The following is a 16887-nucleotide window of genomic DNA, read 5'->3' as shown; positions in this document are numbered from 1 at the left end:
GCCACTAAGAAATGGGAGGAGCACCATGAGACGTACCGCGAACCGCGGGTTCAACCACCGCCAGGCCGTGACCGAGGAGTGGTTCCGCACCCGGGTTCTTCCCCGCGTTTCCGGCGCGCGGTTCCTCCCCTACCAGGTGCGGCAGCTGCGGAGCGAACACGTCCCCGCGCTGCTGCGCGACGAGGACCGGAAGAGCACGGCCCGAATCGCGGTGGACCTGATGAGGGTCACCACGAGGTGGCGCTGCCTGCCCTTCCACTACTTCCGCTACGGCGGCTACCGGCGCGAGGTGTCCGCCGAGCGGGCCTGCTCGTACCTGCCGGAGTCAGCCCTGTTCCACCAGCTCCTTCCCCGCGTGAACCGCGACACGATCGAGCTGGACGACAAGACGTCCTGCAAGAAGATCCTCGCCTCGGCCGGCATCCCGCAGCCCGCACTGATCGCGAGCGGCGACCACCGTGCGGGTGTGACGTCCGACGGCGAGGCGGTGTCGTTGGCGGACGTCCTCGATCGCGTCTCCGGCTTCGGGCGCGTGGTGGTCAAGCCCTCCCGCTACTCCAGCGGTGGAACCGGCGTCGTGATCGTGCGCCCCGGCGAGGACGACTTCGACCTGGCGGCCTACGCGCAGCAGTGGGGCACGTGGCTGGTGGAGCAGCATGTGCCGCAGCATGCCGACCTGGACGTGCTGAACCCGTACGTCCTCAACACGTTCCGCGTGATCACCCTGCTGCGTGAAGGCGCCGCCGAGGTCCTGTACGTGATGTTGAAACTCGGTGGCACCGAGAGCACCACAGACAACTCGGCCTCCGGCGGCATGCAGATCCGAGTCCACCCCGACGGAAGACTCGACCGCCACGGCTACGACCGGTACCTAACCGCCCACACCCGCCACGGGGTCAGTTCGGTGCCGTTTGCCGACCACCGGATCTCCCGCATGACGGAGGTCCGGGAGCTGGCCGCCCGCTGCGCCCGCCTGTTCCCGCAGGTTCCCTTCATCGGCTGGGACATCGCTCTCACGCCCGAGGGACCCATGGTCATCGAGGGCAACAGCAGCCCTTCTCTCGCACACATCCAGCGCACCCACGGCGGCGTCGCGCTGGAGCTCGTCCCCGCGCTCCGCTCCGTGATGGATCGCCCGATCATCTGACCAGGAGTTCTCGTGGAAAACCTGAAAGTGCAGGCCCGTGCCGCGGCCGGGGGTCTGCTCAACACGCTCAAAACGATGCCCGAGGTCCAGGCGCTCTACGTCCTATCCTCCTCGGCCGTCGCGCCGCGCAACGTTACGCGGTTCAGCACTGACTCCGACTTCGACTTGGCCGTCGTCCTCGACGTCCCGATCAAGGAGGACGAGTGGAGGCCCCGGCCGGCGGACACGTACGCCCTGGTCCGTGACCGGCTCCCCGCCTGGGTCCCGGAGTTCAGCTTCTACCTGCCGGTCCCCTGGGGGCGCATGGAGGTCAACGTCCACCAGCTCCTCTTCCAGTACGAGGCCGACCCGCGTACGACGTGGAACAGCGACAAGTGCGACGCCTACGGGAACAAGGGCGAGCCGCTGTTCGACCGCGAGAGCGCCTTCGATGCGCTGATCTCCCACAAGACACGGGAGCAGCTTGAACGGCTGGAGGGCGAGACCCACCGGCTGTACAACCGGATCACCTGGGACGTGCGCGAGATCCCGCTGCGCATGGCGCGGCGGGTCGGCGTGCCCACAGGCCACTTCGTCCTGTCGGGGGCGCTGGACGAGGTCGTGGACTGGATGTACGCCCGCTCGGGTCGGCTGCTGCCGAACATGAAGTGGAAGCTGCACTCCCTCGGTGCGCTCGGTCTGATCAGCGGCAAGCAGGAGAACCTGCTGATCGAGGCCCAGCAGTGCGACCCGCTGTCGATGGTCGACCTGGAGCGGCGATGCGAGGCGCTGGGGGAGTTCTGCCAGTCCGCCGGGATGGACCTGAGCCCCGGCGCGATCGAGGCCGTGCGGAAGGCGTACCAGCAGGCCAACCACCACCTGCTCGGGGATGAGGCAGCGGTCTTCGCCACCCTGCCGTCCCCGCGTTTCGTCCCCTTCGGCGGGCCCGGCGGTTCCAGTTAGACGCTTATGTCCGGGCGTCAGTACGCTGCGTGATCCGCTTACACAGGAGGCATGATGTCGATCAAGGTCCACAACACGCTCACCAGCCAGACCGAGGAGTTCCGCCCCGAGCGGGAGGCCGAGGTGCGGATGTTCGTGTGCGGACCCACCGTGTACGGCCCCAGCCACGTCGGGCACGCGAAGACGTACACGCAGTTCGACTTCATCGCCCGGTACCTGGAAGCGAGCGGGTACAAGGTCACCTACCTCCAGAACATCACCGACGTCGATGACAAGATCATCCGGCGGTCAGCGGAGGAAGGCGTCCCGCCGGAGGAGATCGCAGCCCTCTTCGAGAAGCAGTACCTGGAGGACATGGCCGCGCTGGGCAACACCCGCGTCGACGTCCACGCGCGGGCCCACGACCACATCGACGGCATCGTGGACCAGATCAAGCGGCTCATCGAGCGGGGCCACGCCTACCAGCTCGACGACGGCTGGTACTTCGACCTGGCCTCGTTCCCCGCCTACGGCAAGCTCTCCGGCCGCACCGACCTGCGGCCCGAGGACTCGGTGTCGCGGATCGACGACAACTCGAAGAAGCACAACCCGGGCGACTTCGCCTTGTGGAAGGGCCGCAAGGACGGCGAGCCGTTCTGGGAGACCGAGCTGGGCCCTGGCCGGCCGGGATGGCACATCGAGGACACCGCGATCACGGAGACGTTCTTCGGACCCTCCTACGACCTGCACGGCGGCGCCGTCGACCTCATCTTCCCGCACCACGAGGCCGAGGTGGCCCAGATGGAAGCCGCCTCCGGGATCGAGCCACTGGCCCGCTACTGGATGCACACCGGTCTGCTGCGCGTCGACGGCGAGAAGATGTCGAAGAGCACGGGCAACTTCCTCACGATCCGCGACGCTCTCGCCCGGACGGATTTCCGCACCCTGCGCCACGCGTTCCTCTCCCAGCACTACCGATCCTCCATGGAGCTGAACGACTCCACGCTGGAGCAGGCCCGAGGGGCACGCCGCCGGATCGAGAACTTCGCCCGAACCATCCACCCCGCGCACACGGACAGCCAGGCGAACGCCGCACGCGCGACGGACGCCTGGAAGGAGATGCGTGAGCGCCTGGACGACGACTTCGACACCCCCGGCGCCCTCGCCGTCCTGTTCCAGTACATCCGCGAGCAGAACCGCATGGAGGAGCCGGCCGGCCCGGCCGCTCTGCGGCTGATCGAGGACGTGAACAACCTCTTCGGAACCTTCGACATCACCGGCTCCGCCCAGAGCGACGCCGCCGTCGACGAACTCGTGAAGGAGCGCGACCGGCTCCGTGCGGCGAAGAAGTTCGCCGAGGCCGACGCGATCCGAGACCAGCTCACCCAGCAGGGCGTGATCCTCGAGGACTCGCCCGAAGGCACCCGTTGGTGGAAGGAGCCCACCGCATGACCTGGAAGAGCCGCTTACCGCTCGTCGTAGAGAGCGCGATACCCCTCAGCCTCTGCGGAGCGCTGATGGACCACGTGAAGAACCACACCGCCCGCCCGCGTACCTACCAGGGCGTCATCGACGAATCGCTGCGCAAGAGCGAGTACGTCGAGATCCCGACGCACCTGGAAGAGGCGGTCATCTCGCACTGCGCCGCCCAATTGCGTGGCCACTTCGAGATCGCCCCGCAACGGATACCCACCCAGCCGGCGGTCGTCTACCGCTACGGCCCCGGCGTCGGCTTCGTAGCCCACCACGACGAGGTCACCGACATCGAACGCGAGCGGGCCCGTACCAACGGACAGCCCGTCGTAGGCGGCGACCTCACCCTCGTGATCTGGCTCAACACCCCTGACTCCTACGGCGGCGGCGAGCTGTTCTTCGAGAACCCCGCCCAGGAGATCAAGCCGCCGTGCGGCACCCTGGTCGCCTTCCCGGCCACCCGCGACCACATCCACGGCGTACGGCCGATCACGAGCGGCGAACGCGTCACCCTCGTCGTACGCATCGATGCCGAATGCCTTTGAGTACGGCCCACTTGCCCTGCCAGAGCGGGCAGCCAAGATGCCAGGATGAGCGGCATGACGACGATCGACGGTGAGGTAGCGCCCGGGTTCGAGCCGGTCCGCGAGGCGTTCATGGAGAACTTCACCCAGCACGGGGACATCGGCGCGGCCGTGTGCGTCTATTGGCACGGCCGGCCGGTGGTCGACCTGTGGGGTGGCGTCGCAGACCTCGAGACCGGCCGTCCGTGGACACGGGACACCCTGCAACTGGTCTACTCGGCGACCAAGGGAGTCACCGCGACCGCGGCGCACATGCTGGTCGAGCGCGGACTGCTGGACCTTGACGCGCCGGTGGCGAAGTACTGGCCGGAGTTCGCGGCGAACGGCAAGGCGGACATCCCCGTCCGCTGGCTCCTGTCCCACCAGGCCGGCTTGGTCGCCCTGGACCAACCGCTGCCGCTGGCAGAGGCACTGTCCTGGGAGCCCATGGCAGTGGCGCTGGGGGCGCAGCGTCCCTTGTGGACTCCGGGCACCGCACACGGGTACCACGGCCGAACCTGGGGCTGGCTGGTCGGCGAAGTAATCCGCCGGGCCTCCGGCCGCTCACCAGGCCGCTTCTTCGCCGACGAGATCGCGCGCCCTCTCGGACTGGACTTCTTCATCGGCTTGCCGCCGAGCGAGCGCGACCGAGTCAGCCGCATGGTCTACCGGCGACCGGCCGTAGACCTTACGACGCTGCCGGCCGAGTCGATCCCCGAGGACCTCCGCGAACAGGTCGCCGCATGGCGGGACCCGAACTCCTTCAGCAACCGGGCGTTCGCGGTCACCGACCCGGCCGCGATCGACTTCGACTCCCCGGAAGTGCAGGCCGCGGAACTCCCGTCCTCCAACGGCATCGGCACCGCACGGGCACTCGCCCGCATGTACGCCGCGCTGATCGGCGAGGTCGACGGAGTACGCCTGCTCGCCCAGGAGACCCTGTCCTCGGCGATCCAGGAGCAGGCAAGCGGGAAGGACCAGGTCATGGTGATCCCGAGCCGATTCAGCACCGGATTCATGCTGCCCACGGAGGGCAACCTCATGACCGGCCCGAACGCCTTCGGTCACACCGGCCGCGGCGGCTCGCTCGGCTTCGCCGACCCCGCCCACGGCATCGCCTTCGGCTACGTCATGAACCACATCGTCAGCGGCTCGGACGATACGCGCGCGGCTTTGCTGACCGAAGCAGTCCGGAAGTCGCTGACCAGATCAGGGTGATCATGATGAGCGCCGCCCTGTAACCCGATGAGAGGGAGTGTCGTGAGTCTGCTGCCGACCGCCACGAGCACCGACGTCCAGGAACTGCAACCCCGCGTGGCGGTCCTACCCGTCGGCTCTTTCGAGCAGCACGGCCGCCATCTCCCACTGATCACCGACACGGCCATCGCGTGCATCATCAGCCAGGAGATAGCCGATGCCTACCGCGTTCACCTGCTGCCGCCGATCACGATGTCGTGCAGCCACGAGCACGCCGGTTTCCCCGGCACCGTCAGCATCAGCGCCAAGACCCTCTACGCCGTGATCGACGACATCCGCGCGTCCCTCGCCCGCTCCGGCATCCACAAGCTGGTGATCGTCAACGGGCACGGCGGAAACTACGTCCTGTCCAACGTCGTCCAGGAAGCCAACGTCGACGGGCCGGCGGTCACTCTGTTCCCCCTCGGAGCCGACTGGGACCAAGCCCGCGACCACGCTGGCCTCGTCTCCGACCGTCACGCCGACATGCACGCTGGCGAAATCGAGACCTCCATCCTTCTCCACGCGGCCCCCGAGCTTGTCCGCGAGGGATACAGGGAGGCAGACCACGACGGTGGTCCACGGCCGTTTCTCTTGGTCCAGGGAATGGCGGCGTACACCAAATCCGGGGTGATCGGCTTTCCAGCCCTCGGCACAGCAGAGAAGGGGAAGGCTGTGCTCGCCAGTTTGACGGAAAGCTTCGCGCTGCACGTCGCAGCTCTCGATGGGAGCCGGTGATCCCATTGGAAGAGTTCACCGACGGCGTTTTCCACAGGCTCATCAGCTCGGGTGCAATCTGGCTACGCTGTGCCCATGGCAGCAGAGGTAGCAGCAGCGGTATCGGACCTTGTGGCTCGCACGGAAGTGCGGCGTCAGGAGTCGTCTTCGGCCCTTGACCCCAAGGAGCGCGCGAAGCGCGGCCAGTACTTCACGCCCGCCCCTGCCGCTGACTTCATCGCCTCCTTGGCGAGACTGGCCAGCACAGGCCCGATCCGGATCCTGGACCCCGGCGCTGGGGCCGGCTCTCTGACCGCCTCTCTCGTGTCGCGCATCCTCCAAGGCCAGCCCGAAGCGCACCTCAGCGTGACGGCCTGCGAGAACGACCCACAGCTACACGAAACCCTGTCGGCGACCCTGAAGGACTGCGCGCGCACGGCCGAAGCGGCCGGCGGACGGGTGGAGACCACGCTGGTGAAGGACGACTTCATCGCCTGGGCAACCCAGGCGGAAGGACTGTTCGGCGAAGCACGTGGGCCGTTCGACATTGTGATCATGAACCCCCCGTACAAGAAGCTCTCCGCTGGCTCCCGCGAGCGCATGGCCGTCACAACGGCATGCACAGAAACTTCCAACCTGTACTCCGCGTTCATGGCGCTTGGGATCCACCTTCTCGCCCCCGGCGGCCAGCTCGTCGCAATCACCCCGCGGAGCTTCGCGAACGGACCTTACTTCCGGCCATTTCGCAAGTACCTCCTTGACCGGATGCACATCGACCGAGTGCACCTGTTTGAGGCACGAAACAAGGTGTTCGCGGACACGGACGTGCTCCAGGAAAATGTGATCTTCTCGGCGACACGCACCGACGCTCCGGACCGAGGGCCAATCGTCGTTTCCTCCAGCCACAGCTACGGCGGCGAAGCCCGCAGCCGTGTGGTGGAGTATCGGCAGATGGTGCAGCCGGAAGATGGCGAGCATTTCATCCACATCAGCGCAGACGAGGAAGACGCCCAGCTCGCGGCGACTCACGCAAGTCTTCCGGCCACCCTCGCCACGATCGACTGCCAGGTTTCGACCGGCCGAGTTGTGGACTTCCGCTCCAAGGAGCACCTGCGGCCCGATCCGGAGGCCGGTGCGGTTCCGCTCATCTACCCGTTGCACATGCGCGATGGCGGAATCCGCTGGCCCGTGCCTGGCGCCAAGAAGAACAACGCAATCGCGCTTAACCCAGACACCGAAAAGATGACCTTCCCCTCTGGGTACTACGTCGTCGTGAAACGCTTGTCCTCCAAGGAGGAAAAGCGTCGTGTGGTCGCCACAGTATTCGACCCAGACGTGACGCCCTGCGCGCGAATTGGCTTCGAGAACCACGTGAATGTGTTCCACAGCGCAGGCGCCGGCCTCCCCAAAGAACTCGCCCGCGGCCTCTGCCTCTGGCTCAACTCCACGTTGCTGGACCGACTCATCCGACGGTTCAGCGGCCACACCCAGGTCAACGCGACTGACCTGCGGAACATGCGCTACCCCAGCAAGGCCCAGCTTCAAGCCATTGGCGGCGAGTGGATAGAGGGTGGATGGCCCGACCAGGAGAAGCTCGACGACCTAGTCGAGCGCCACCTGGAGTCGACCGAGCCCGCCACGCTGAGCGAGGCGTAGCAGTCAGCACGCCTGGCTGCCGGATGGCTGATTGCGGACGCCCTGGCGACAGCATGCCGTGGGCTTGAAGCACGCGCCCCCGCAACGGCCCCCAGCACCCGCCCAGACGCCATGTAGCCTAACCATCACTCACTGTACCGAGACGGTTGGGGGAGGGCTGACGGGTGACGAAAGAACAGCAGGAGAAGAAGCTCGACGAGGCGAGGAAGATTCTCGCCTCAATAGGGATGCCGAAAAAGCAGCAGGGAAAGCGGACCGCGCTCGTACTGCTTTCGATGCTTGATCTCCGCCCGACACAGGGATGGGAGGAGGTCACTTCCAACACCCTCGGGGTGACCCCGTGCATGGATTGGATGGCCGAAAATTATCCGGACATCCCCAAGGGGAGGAATGGCGAGGTTAGGTACGCCCCGAACAGTCGGGAGTCCGTACGCAAGGAATCCGTACACCCTCTGGTGCGTGCCGGAATCCTCGTCAAGAACTCCGATGCCCCGAACCGCGCCACGAATGACCAAAACAACCGATACCATCCAAGCGATATCGCCCTAAAGGCCATTGCGGCTTTTGGCACTGCGACGTGGGATGAGCGCCTCAAGGAGTTTCACGCCGAGCAGCCGAAGCTGATCGAAGTGAATGCTGCTGAGAGGCAGGTTCACAGAGTGCCCGTCACATTGCCTGACGGGAGCAAAGTCGACACGGCCGACCTGAGCCCTGGGGCGCACAGCGAACTCATCAAAGCGGTCGTCGAGCGTTTCGGATCACAGTTCACGCCCAAGGGCACTGTGGTCTACCTGGGGGACACCGGCTCCAAGTGGATCGTGAACGAGCCGGAGTACCTGGCTGACCTGGGAGTCGTGGTGGACCCCCACGGCAAGATGCCTGACGTAGTCATCCACTTCACCGAGAAGGACTGGCTGGTCCTGGTAGAGGCAGTTACCTCCACCGGACCGGTCGACAACCAGCGGATCTCCCAGCTCAAGGAGCTCTTCGCGGGCGCCAGTCCTGGCCTGGTGTTCGTCACAGCGTTCCTGACAAGAGGGAAATTCCGTCAGTTCATGGCTGATATCGCCTGGGAGACTGAAGTCTGGATCGCGGAAGAAGAAACACACATGGTGCACTTCAACGGCGAGCGGTTCCTCGGGCCATACGATAAGGCCGAATAAGCAACGAGGGCCGCCCCGCAAGGCGGGGCGGCCCTCAAAGAAGATATCGGCGACGACCTACTCTCCCACGAGGTCCCCCTCGCAGTACCATCGGCGCTGGCAGGCTTAGCTTCCGGGTTCGGAATGTTGCCGGGCGTTTCCCTGCCGCTATGGTCACCGAAATGCATTGCGCAACCCGTAAAGGGTCAAGCGCTTTCGTTCGATGAGTATACAGGCGTGCAGGGTCGCCTCCTGGCCAGCCCTGGGGGGATGAGACGCCCCGGCACCCCGCTGGGCCGCCGTCCAGGCGGCTGAGCGTACGGATGTCTGCCAGCGCGGAAGAGGGACTGGGCGTACAACCTTTGCCCACACTTAGCGATCGACCTCTGTGCACACAGTCACTGCGCAGGGGAGAGCCGTGAACCACCGCACCACCACCGCCGTACTGTCCGTCCTCATTGCCGCTGCGGGGCTCACCGCCTGTGGCAGCGGCCAGGGCACCAACAAGCCGTCGGCGAAGACCCCTCCCGCCGCCGCACCGAGTACCCCCGCTGCGCCTGGGGGAACGAGCAGCCCGTCGGCCGCCGCCGAGACGCCCAAGGGCAAGGGGATTCCGCCCAAGCCAGATGCGGCGACACAGGCCAAGTACATCGCGGCCCTGACTGCCATCGACCCGGACATCGTCAACACCAAGCCCGACAAGGCCGTCGATCGAGGCCGCAACCAGTGCGAGACGATCGCCAGCTTCCCCAACGACAAGTCGAAGCAGACCGACCTCACCAACCAGCGGTTCACCTCGCCCACCCACCCCGACGGCTTCGGGCCGGCCAAGGCCGCCAAGATCCTGGACGCGGTGCACACGCACCTCTGCCCGACGTACTGAGCAGCCCCCACCGCAGCCATCAGGCCGTCCGGCCCGTGTCCAAGGACGTGTCCATGGTTGCAGTTCTGGTTGCATTCGCCGCCGTCCGTGGCTGTCCGCACGGAGGCCAGCAGAATGCTCCGCAGCAGGTCAGGACGCGTACGGCCCCCGCCGGACGGGGGTACGAACATTTGGAAAGCGTGTTGGGGGCAACCCCTCACGAGTTCGAATCTCGTATCCTCCGCCATTGCTCTCACCGGGCAATACGTTGAAGAGCCCCACCGCTTGCGGTGGGGCTCTTCGCGTTCCCGGCTCAGCTTCCGCCTCACTTGCCGCCTTCGGCTCCCTCTGCAGTGTCGGGGCCCGCTTCTTCGGTAGCGCCCCAGCAACTGTCTGAGCTCGCGCCAAGTTCGAATCACCTCGACAAGTCCCGCGAGAAGCTTCCGGACTTGCACCAACAGGCACCTGGCAAACCCCACGACCGCGAGGCCCCCTGCCGCGATGGCGATCCAGCGCACTTGGCACCTCCTCACCTCCGCTCATCAACATGCTCGCCACCACGAAGATCGAAGTCAGCCCCTGGCGTGGGGCATTTTGTGATCTCTGAGTGAGCGCCACGACAGATGTCGGGCGAGATATACTTGACACACGAGTTGATATCACCGGAGGTACCTGGATGAGTCGAACCGTGATCGACCTTGATGACGAGCTGCTGGCAGACGTGGCTCAGGCACTCGGGACAAGCACGAAGAAGGAGACGGTCAACACCGCCCTGCGGGAGGTGCTGGAGAACCGGCGGCGGGCCCTCGCGCTCACTCGGCTGCGTGCTTCCGCCGCAGAGGGCTCCTTCGACCTGGACCTCTTCGAGGACAAGAGGAACTACCGGCGGTGAGCGCGGCACAGTTCCTGATCGATACCAGCGCGCTCGCACGGTTCCTGCGCGGCGACGCCGAACAGTACGGCTGGGACCAAGCAGCCGCAGCCGGCCTCATCGCGACCTGCCCCATCACTGAGCTGGAGTTCTTCTACAGTGCCCGCTCTGCCGCAGACCGCGAGCGAGGCATCGAGGACATGCGGTTGCTGTTCGGCTGGGTGCCTGTCGACGACCGGGCGTACGACCGTGCCTGGCAGGTTCAGGAGCTGCTGACCCAGCGTGGACACCATCGCAGTGCCGGCGCGGTGGACCTCGTCGTCGCCGCCACCGCGGAACTGCAGGGGCTGACCCTCCTGCACCGCGACCACGACTTCGAGTGCATCGCTGCTGTCACGGGCCAAGCGATGCAGTGGTACGGCCCAGAGGCCGATAAATGAACGTGCGTGAGGAGCCCCACCGCTTGCGGTGGGGCTCTTCGCGTTCCCGGCTCGGGTGGCGGCGGTTGCGGTGGCGGGTGACGGTGTGGGCATGGCAGCCCTCATGTCCGCCCCCGTCGGTACCTCGGCGGGCCGGGAGTCCTTCGTCCGGCATCTGGGGCCCAACTGGTACGCCGCCGTGATGGGGACGGCCATCGTCGCCAACGCCGGGGTCGCGCTGCCGGTGGACGTGCCCGGGCTGCGCACCGGGTGTCTGGTGGTGTGGGTCCTGTCCGCGGTCATGCTGGCCGTGCTGCTCTGCGCCCGCGCCGTGCACTGGACGTTCCACCGCGACCAGGCCAGGGCCCACCTGCTCGACCCGGCCGTGGCTCCGTTCTACGGCTGCCTCTCGATGGCGCTGCTAGCGGTCGGCGGGGGCGCGATGCTGGTGGGGAAGGACTGGATCGGCGCCGGGCCGGCCGTCGTCCTGGACACGGTGCTGTTCCTCTCGGGGACGGTCATCGGGCTGCTCGCCGCCGTCGCCGTCCCGTACCTGATGGTGGAGCGGCACCAGATCAAACCCGGCAGCGCGTCACCCGTATGGCTGCTGCCGATCGTCGCGCCGATGGTCTCGGCGGCCCTCGGCCCCCTCCTGATTCCCCACCTGCCCGCCGGCCAGTGGCGGCGGGCGCTGCTGCTCGGCTGCTACGGGATGTTCGGGCTGAGCCTGCTGGCGACGTTCGTGCTTCTTCCCGTCGTCTTCTCACGGCTGGTCAGCGGCCCCCCGCTGCCGCTCGCGCTGACGCCGACGCTGTTCCTCGTACTGGGCCCGCTGGGCCAGTCCACGACCGCGGTGAACAAGTTCGCCGACGCGGCGCCCGGGGTGGTCCAGGCCCCGTACACCGACGGCTTCCGGATGCTCGCGGTGATCTACGGGGTCCCGGTGATGGGGTTCGCGCTGCTCTGGTTCGCCTTCGCGGGCGCGGTGCTCGTCCACGCCCGGCGGCGGGGCATGCGCTTCTCGATGACCTGGTGGGCCCTGACCTTCCCGGTGGGCACCTGCGTCACCGGGGCGGAGGGCCTGGCCCAGCACACGGGCCTGAACCTCTACCGCTGGCTAGCGGTCGCCCTGTACGCGTTCCTACTGGCTGCCTGGCTGGTGGCGGGCACCCTGACCCTGCGCGGCCTGTTCACCGGTGCGTTCCGGCCCGCTCCGCCCGTTCCGCCCGCCCCGGCCCCCGGGTGACGCCGATCCGCCGGCGGAACACCCAGTACGTCCACGCCTGGTAGGCGATGACCACGGGGGCCCCGAAGGCCGCGACCCAGGTCAGGATCGTGAGCGTGTACGGGGAGGAGGCTGCGCTCTCGACGGTCAGGCTCCAGCCGGGCTCGGAGGAGGAGGGCATGACGTCGGGGAACAGGTCGAGGAAGAGCCCCGCGACCAGGGCCGCCACGACCAGCCCCGACAGCGCGAACGCCCGGCCCTCCTTGGCCTTTTCGGTCATCTCCACCACGAGGAACAGGGCCCCGACGCCCACCGTCAGCACGATGAACGCGGGGATTTCCGGCCGGTGGATCTGGGTCCAGAGGACGAAGGCCAGCATGGCCACCGCGGTGGGGGTGGTCAGCCGGCAGGCCAGCTCGCGGGCGCGGCGCCGGATGGAGCCGGTGGTCTTGAGCGCGGCGAAGAGCGCGCCGTGGAGGGTGAACAGGCACAGCGTGACGCAGCCGCCCAGCAGCGCGTACGGGTTCAGGAGGTCCAGCACGGTGCCCGTGTAGTTCCCGTCGGGGCCGATCGGCACCCCCCGCACCATGTTCGCGAAGACGAGGCCCCACAGGTACGCGCATCCCACCGAGGTCCACAAGACGCAGCGGTCGCAGGTGCGGCGCCAGGGACCGTCGTCCCGCTTGGCCCGGTATTCGAGGGCCACCCCGCGCACGATCAGGCAGACCAGGAGCGCGAGGAGCGGCAGGTAGAAGCCGCTGCACAGGATGGCGTACCAGTCGGGGAAGGCGGCGAAGGTCGCGCCGACGGCGGTGAGCATCCAGACCTCGTTGCCGTCCCAGACCGGGCCGATGGTGGCGAGCAGCACCCCGCGCTCCTCGGCGTCGCGGGCGAGGATCCGGGTGAGGACGCCGATGCCGAAGTCGAAGCCTTCGAGGAAGAAGTAGCCGGTCCACAGGAAGGCGATCAGCACGAACCAGACGTCGTGGAGTTGCATGGGGAGTCGTTCCTCGTACGTAGGCGGGTGCGCGCGGCGTCAGTAGGCGAAGGTCACGGGGCGGTCGGCCTGCTCCGGGGAGGCCGGCGCGCCGTCTTCGAGCTGTGGTCCGGCGCCGGCGTAGCGGATCAGCAGCCGGACCTCCACGACCGCGAGGGCCGCGTAGAGCAGGGTGAAGACGGTGAGGGAGACGGTGGCCGAGGCCGTGGAGACCCCGGGCGAGACCGCGTCGGCGGTCTTCAGCAGGCCGTAGACCGCCCAGGGCTGGCGGCCCATCTCGGTGAAGATCCAGCCGAAGGAGTTCGCGACCAGCGGGAAGCCCAGGGTGAGGATGCCGGCCCGCCAGAACCACCGGGTGAGGAAGGGGCCGAGCTCGCCCCGGGCGGTCACCATCAGCCGGGGCGTCTCCTCGTCCCCGGTACGGAAGCGCGGGTCGAGCCATCGCCTCCGCCGGGTCAGCCACAGCCCGGCGACCGCTCCGGCGAAGGAGACCATCCCGAAGCCGATCATGAGCCGGAAGGCCCAGAAGGTCATGAAGATGCTCGGGATGTAGTCCTCGGGCCGGCCTCCGTGGAGCGCCGCCTCCTGGCGGGCCGTGTCGTTGATGCCCGGTACCGAGCCGGTGAAGTCGTGGTGCGCCAGGAAGGAGAGCACCCCGGGGACCTCGATGGCGACGTCGTTGCGGCCCTCGCTCACGTCACCGACCGCGAAGACCGAGAACGGCGCGGGCGCGCTGGTGTCCCAGAGCGCCTCCGCGGCGGCCATCTTCATCGGCTGCTGCTCGAACATGACCTGGCCGAGGCTGTCGCCGCTGACGGCGGTGGCGAGCCCGGCGACCGCCGCGACGGCGAGGCCGACGCGCAGCGAGGCGCGCATCACGGCCGTCCGCCGGCCCGGTTCGCGGCGGCGGCGCCACAGGTGGAAGGAGGCGATGCCGACGACGAACGCCCCGCCGGTCAGGAAGGAGGCGGAGAGGGTGTGCCCGGCCTGGACGAGGGTGGTGTGCTGGGTCAGCACGGCCCAGATGTCGGTGAGCCGCGCCTTCCCCGGGCCCTTCCCGGTCGCCGCGTCGACGGCGTACCCGACCGGGTGCTGCATCCAGGAGTTGGCCGCCAGGATGAAGTACGAGGACAGCACCGTCCCGAGGGACACCAGCCAGATGCAGGCGCAGTGGACCTTCTTCGGCAGCTTGTCCCAGCCGAAGATCCACAGCCCGATGAAGGTGGACTCCAGGAAGAAGGCGATCAGCGCCTCGAAGGCCAGCGGCGCCCCGAAGACGTCGCCGACGAAGCGCGAGTAGTCCGACCAGTTCATGCCGAACTGGAACTCCTGCACGATGCCGGTGACCACGCCCAGCGCGATGTTGATCAGGAAGAGCTTTCCCCAAAACTTCGTCGCGTGGAGGTACTTCTCCTTGCCGGTCCGGACCCAGGCCGTCTCCAGGCCGGCCGTGATCGCGGCGAGGGAGATCGTCAGGGGCACGAAGAGGAAGTGGTAGACGGTGGTGATGCCGAACTGCCAGCGGGCCACGGTCTCCGGCGCGAGTGCCAAGTTCATGCGTCCACACTCCGGCCGCGCCACGCCCGCGCGGTAGCGGTGACGGATCAATGGATCCATAGAATGGCTCTATGCCCCTCCCCCCTCGCGTCCCCGATCTCTCCGCCTTGGACCTGCTGCTCAGCGTCATCGAACTGGGCAGCCTGGGCAGGGCCGCCGAGGCGCACGGCATCAGCCAGCCGTCGGCCAGCTCCCGCATCCGCTACCTGGAGAAGCTGGTCGGCCTGCCGGTCCTGGAGCGTTCCACCCTCGGCTCCAGGCCTACTCCGGCCGGTGCGCTGATCGCCGAGTGGGCCGGCCCCCTGGTCGAGGCGGCCCAGCGGCTGGGCGCGGGCATCGACACCCTGCGCGAACAGCGCGACTCCCGACTGCGGGTGGCCGCCAGCCAGACCATCGCGGAGTACCTGTTCCCCAAGTGGCTGGTGGCGCTGCGCACTTCCGCCCCCGGGACCACGGTCACCCTGGAGCCGGGGAACTCGGCCACTGTGGCCCGGGCCGTGCTGGAAGGGCGGGCCGGGATCGGCTTCATCGAGAGCCCGCGGGCGCCCAAGGGGCTGGAGAGCCGGCTCGTGGCCAGGGACCGCCTCGTCGTGGTCTTCGCACCCCGCCATCCCTGGGCGCGGCGCACCGAGATCAGCCTGGCGGAGCTGGCCGCCACCCCGCTGATCCAGCGCGAGTCCGGCTCGGGTACCCGTACGTCCTTCGAACGGGCCGTCGCCGCAGCCCTCCCCGGCTGGCAGCCCGCACCGCTGATGGAGCTCTCCTCCACCACGGCCATCAAGAACGCCGCGGCCGCCGGTGTCGGTCCGGCCGTCCTCAGCTCGCTCGCCGTCTCCGCCGAACTCGCCTCGGGCAGCCTGAGGTCCGCCACGGTGACCGGGCTCGACACGACGCGGTCCCTGCGCGCGGTGTGGCCCACGGGGCAGCGGCCCGCCGGACCGGCCCGGGACCTGTACGCGATCGCCCGCCGCCCGGCCGAAGGGGCGTAGGGGCGTAGGGGCGTAGGGCCATAGGGCGGTTCTATGGATCCATCGATCCGTTGCCGCTACCGGCGCGGAACTCCCGGACGGAAGGTGGAGTCAAGGAAAGATCCCCCCGATGAAGCTGGGACATCATGTACACCCTCCTCTTCCTCCTCATCTTCTTGTGCGTCATGACAGTGCTCCGCGGCCGGCCGGACAGGTCCCGAATGCTGCTGTGGGCGGGAACCCTGATCGTCACCACGATCGCCTTCCTCCCCCACGTCATCACCCACACCTTCCACATCGCCCTCTGAGCCACCGCGTTCCGGAGGAGGAGACCTCACCATGAGCACCACCAGCACCAGCGCCCCCAGCTCCACAACCACCACCACAGGCTCGGCCCGGCTCTCTAACCGCCTCGGGCTGTGGTTCGCCCACGCCTACGTCATCGGCCTCTGCGGCACCCTGGCCGGCGCCTACTTCTTCCAGTTCGGGCTGCGGGAGTACCCCTGCCCCATGTGCCTGCTCCAGCGAATGTTCTTCCTGCTCAGCGCGGTGGGCCCCGCCTGGATCATCGCCCGGTCCCGCAAGGGTGCGGTGACCACCCGGGAGTGGACCTCGGGCTGGGGCTGGGCCATCGGGGCCGCCCTGATCGGCAGCACCGTCTCCGCCTCGCAGGTCCTGATGCACATCGTGCCCCCCGACCCCGGCTACGCCGGCGCCCTGTTCGGCCTGCACCTCTACACCTGGGCCCTGATCACCTTCCTCGCCGCCGCACTGGCCGCCGCCGCAGCCCTGTTCCTGACCCCCTGGTCCGAACCCCTGGACGCCGGTCCCGCCTCGCCCGCCCTGCGCCGTGCGGGGGCCGTCACCGTGGCCGTGCTCCTCGTCTTCGCCGCCAGCAACCTGATCGCCTGCTTCTTCCTCCAGGGCTTCAACTGGCAGATGCCCGGCGACCCCACCAGCTACCAGTTCTTCACCGATCTCGGCCTCTGAGCCCCGTACGCCGCTCTCACGTCGAAGGGCCCCCCCCCCCCCGGGGGGGGGGGGTCGCGGGCCCCCCCCGGGGGTGCCCTTGGGTGTTTGGCTGGGGTCCCCGGGTTATGTGGGTCGTGGTGATTGCCCCCCCCCACCAACGG

General features: G+C 67.9%; 17 protein-coding genes and 1 rRNA gene. 15 read left to right on the top strand and 3 right to left on the bottom strand.

Annotation, left to right across the window (positions count from 1 at the left end):
- Window positions 1-25: 25 nt before the first annotated feature.
- From ACFXDJ_RS01295 to ACFXDJ_RS01260, 8 genes are all read left to right on the top strand, one after another.
- Window positions 26-1147 carry a sugar-transfer associated ATP-grasp domain-containing protein gene (locus ACFXDJ_RS01295; protein WP_384650177.1) on the top strand — a complete coding sequence of 374 codons (1122 nt, stop codon included), beginning with the start codon at window positions 26-28 and terminating at the stop codon, window positions 1145-1147.
- A 12-nt stretch (window positions 1148-1159) separates the two neighbouring features.
- Entirely contained in the window at window positions 1160-2089 is a 930-nt protein-coding gene (locus ACFXDJ_RS01290) for a hypothetical protein (protein ID WP_384650175.1), read from the top strand.
- 51 nt (window positions 2090-2140) lie between these two features.
- A complete protein-coding gene (gene cysS, locus ACFXDJ_RS01285) occupies window positions 2141-3520 on the top strand; it encodes a cysteine--tRNA ligase (protein ID WP_384650173.1) in 1380 nt (459 codons plus the stop codon).
- Window positions 3517-4086, top strand: a complete 570-nt coding sequence (locus tag ACFXDJ_RS01280) for a 2OG-Fe(II) oxygenase (protein WP_384650171.1) — start codon at window positions 3517-3519, stop codon at window positions 4084-4086. Before cysS ends, ACFXDJ_RS01280 begins: the two co-directional genes overlap by 4 nt.
- A gap of 54 nt (window positions 4087-4140) precedes the next feature.
- Window positions 4141-5322, top strand: a complete 1182-nt coding sequence (locus ACFXDJ_RS01275) for a serine hydrolase domain-containing protein (protein WP_384650169.1) — start codon at window positions 4141-4143, stop codon at window positions 5320-5322.
- A gap of 27 nt (window positions 5323-5349) precedes the next feature.
- Window positions 5350-6078 carry a creatininase family protein gene (locus ACFXDJ_RS01270; protein WP_384650167.1) on the top strand — a complete coding sequence of 243 codons (729 nt, stop codon included), beginning with the start codon at window positions 5350-5352 and terminating at the stop codon, window positions 6076-6078.
- A gap of 75 nt (window positions 6079-6153) precedes the next feature.
- A complete protein-coding gene (locus ACFXDJ_RS01265; RefSeq protein ID WP_384650165.1) occupies window positions 6154-7713 on the top strand; it encodes an Eco57I restriction-modification methylase domain-containing protein in 1560 nt (519 codons plus the stop codon).
- Between the two features lie 164 nt (window positions 7714-7877).
- Window positions 7878-8876, top strand: coding sequence for a BsuBI/PstI family type II restriction endonuclease (locus ACFXDJ_RS01260; RefSeq protein WP_384650163.1), 999 nt, complete (start codon window positions 7878-7880; stop codon window positions 8874-8876).
- Window positions 8877-8920: 44 nt separating this feature from the next.
- Here ACFXDJ_RS01260 and rrf read toward each other — a convergent pair.
- A 5S ribosomal RNA gene (rrf, locus tag ACFXDJ_RS01255) occupies window positions 8921-9037 on the bottom strand.
- Between the two features lie 236 nt (window positions 9038-9273).
- Between rrf and ACFXDJ_RS01250 the strand changes: the two genes are divergently transcribed.
- The 4 genes from ACFXDJ_RS01250 to ACFXDJ_RS01235 all read left to right on the top strand — a co-directional run bounded on the left by ACFXDJ_RS01250 (window position 9274) and on the right by ACFXDJ_RS01235 (window position 12253).
- Complete coding sequence (locus ACFXDJ_RS01250) at window positions 9274-9738, top strand: hypothetical protein (RefSeq protein ID WP_384650162.1); 465 nt, start codon at window positions 9274-9276, stop codon at window positions 9736-9738.
- 655 nt (window positions 9739-10393) lie between these two features.
- Window positions 10394-10609, top strand: coding sequence for a type II toxin-antitoxin system VapB family antitoxin (locus tag ACFXDJ_RS01245; RefSeq protein WP_384650160.1), 216 nt, complete (start codon window positions 10394-10396; stop codon window positions 10607-10609).
- Window positions 10606-11028 (top strand): PIN domain nuclease, encoded by a 423-nt coding sequence (locus ACFXDJ_RS01240; RefSeq protein WP_384650158.1) that lies wholly within the window; start codon window positions 10606-10608, stop codon window positions 11026-11028. The genes ACFXDJ_RS01245 and ACFXDJ_RS01240 overlap by 4 nt, the downstream gene beginning before the upstream one ends.
- A gap of 91 nt (window positions 11029-11119) precedes the next feature.
- Window positions 11120-12253, top strand: coding sequence for a TDT family transporter (locus tag ACFXDJ_RS01235; RefSeq protein WP_384650156.1), 1134 nt, complete (start codon window positions 11120-11122; stop codon window positions 12251-12253).
- On the opposite strand, the gene cydB is transcribed toward ACFXDJ_RS01235, so the two are convergent.
- Both cydB and ACFXDJ_RS01225 read right to left on the bottom strand, forming a co-directional pair.
- On the bottom strand, window positions 12198-13229 hold the full coding sequence (gene cydB, locus ACFXDJ_RS01230; RefSeq protein WP_384650154.1) for a cytochrome d ubiquinol oxidase subunit II: 1032 nt from the start codon (window positions 13227-13229) through the stop codon (window positions 12198-12200). The genes ACFXDJ_RS01235 and cydB overlap by 56 nt on opposite strands.
- Window positions 13230-13268: 39 nt before the next feature.
- On the bottom strand, window positions 13269-14786 hold the full coding sequence (locus tag ACFXDJ_RS01225; RefSeq protein ID WP_384650152.1) for a cytochrome ubiquinol oxidase subunit I: 1518 nt from the start codon (window positions 14784-14786) through the stop codon (window positions 13269-13271).
- A 71-nt stretch (window positions 14787-14857) separates the two neighbouring features.
- Here ACFXDJ_RS01225 and ACFXDJ_RS01220 point away from each other — a divergent pair, with 71 nt between their 5' ends.
- From ACFXDJ_RS01220 to ACFXDJ_RS01210, 3 genes are all read left to right on the top strand, one after another.
- Window positions 14858-15775 (top strand): LysR family transcriptional regulator, encoded by a 918-nt coding sequence (locus ACFXDJ_RS01220; RefSeq protein WP_384650150.1) that lies wholly within the window; start codon window positions 14858-14860, stop codon window positions 15773-15775.
- Window positions 15776-15900: 125 nt separating this feature from the next.
- Window positions 15901-16062, top strand: a complete 162-nt coding sequence (locus tag ACFXDJ_RS01215) for a hypothetical protein (RefSeq protein WP_384650148.1) — start codon at window positions 15901-15903, stop codon at window positions 16060-16062.
- A 31-nt stretch (window positions 16063-16093) separates the two neighbouring features.
- Window positions 16094-16744 carry a disulfide bond formation protein B gene (locus ACFXDJ_RS01210; RefSeq protein WP_384650146.1) on the top strand — a complete coding sequence of 217 codons (651 nt, stop codon included), beginning with the start codon at window positions 16094-16096 and terminating at the stop codon, window positions 16742-16744.
- The last annotated feature ends 143 nt before the right edge of the window (window positions 16745-16887 follow it).

Origin of the sequence: Streptomyces sp. NPDC059443 (assembly GCF_042750105.1) — a bacterium.
GTDB lineage: Bacteria > Actinomycetota > Actinomycetes > Streptomycetales > Streptomycetaceae > Streptomyces.
The sequence above is the reverse complement of the archived record's forward strand: the minus strand, read 5'-3'. Positions and strand labels throughout refer to the sequence as shown.

Coding starts and splice junctions, on each gene's coding strand:
- ACFXDJ_RS01295 (WP_384650177.1), top strand. CDS start 26: ATGAGACGTACCGCGAACCGCGGGTTCAACCACCGCCAGGCCGTGACC.
- cysS (WP_384650173.1), top strand. CDS start 2,141: ATGATGTCGATCAAGGTCCACAACACGCTCACCAGCCAGACCGAGGAG.
- ACFXDJ_RS01280 (WP_384650171.1), top strand. CDS start 3,517: ATGACCTGGAAGAGCCGCTTACCGCTCGTCGTAGAGAGCGCGATACCC.
- ACFXDJ_RS01275 (WP_384650169.1), top strand. CDS start 4,141: ATGACGACGATCGACGGTGAGGTAGCGCCCGGGTTCGAGCCGGTCCGC.
- ACFXDJ_RS01270 (WP_384650167.1), top strand. CDS start 5,350: ATGAGAGGGAGTGTCGTGAGTCTGCTGCCGACCGCCACGAGCACCGAC.
- ACFXDJ_RS01265 (WP_384650165.1), top strand. CDS start 6,154: ATGGCAGCAGAGGTAGCAGCAGCGGTATCGGACCTTGTGGCTCGCACG.
- ACFXDJ_RS01245 (WP_384650160.1), top strand. CDS start 10,394: ATGAGTCGAACCGTGATCGACCTTGATGACGAGCTGCTGGCAGACGTG.
- ACFXDJ_RS01235 (WP_384650156.1), top strand. CDS start 11,120: ATGGCAGCCCTCATGTCCGCCCCCGTCGGTACCTCGGCGGGCCGGGAG.
- cydB (WP_384650154.1), bottom strand. CDS start 13,229: ATGCAACTCCACGACGTCTGGTTCGTGCTGATCGCCTTCCTGTGGACC.
- ACFXDJ_RS01225 (WP_384650152.1), bottom strand. CDS start 14,786: ATGAACTTGGCACTCGCGCCGGAGACCGTGGCCCGCTGGCAGTTCGGC.
- ACFXDJ_RS01220 (WP_384650150.1), top strand. CDS start 14,858: ATGCCCCTCCCCCCTCGCGTCCCCGATCTCTCCGCCTTGGACCTGCTG.
- ACFXDJ_RS01215 (WP_384650148.1), top strand. CDS start 15,901: ATGTACACCCTCCTCTTCCTCCTCATCTTCTTGTGCGTCATGACAGTG.
- ACFXDJ_RS01210 (WP_384650146.1), top strand. CDS start 16,094: ATGAGCACCACCAGCACCAGCGCCCCCAGCTCCACAACCACCACCACA.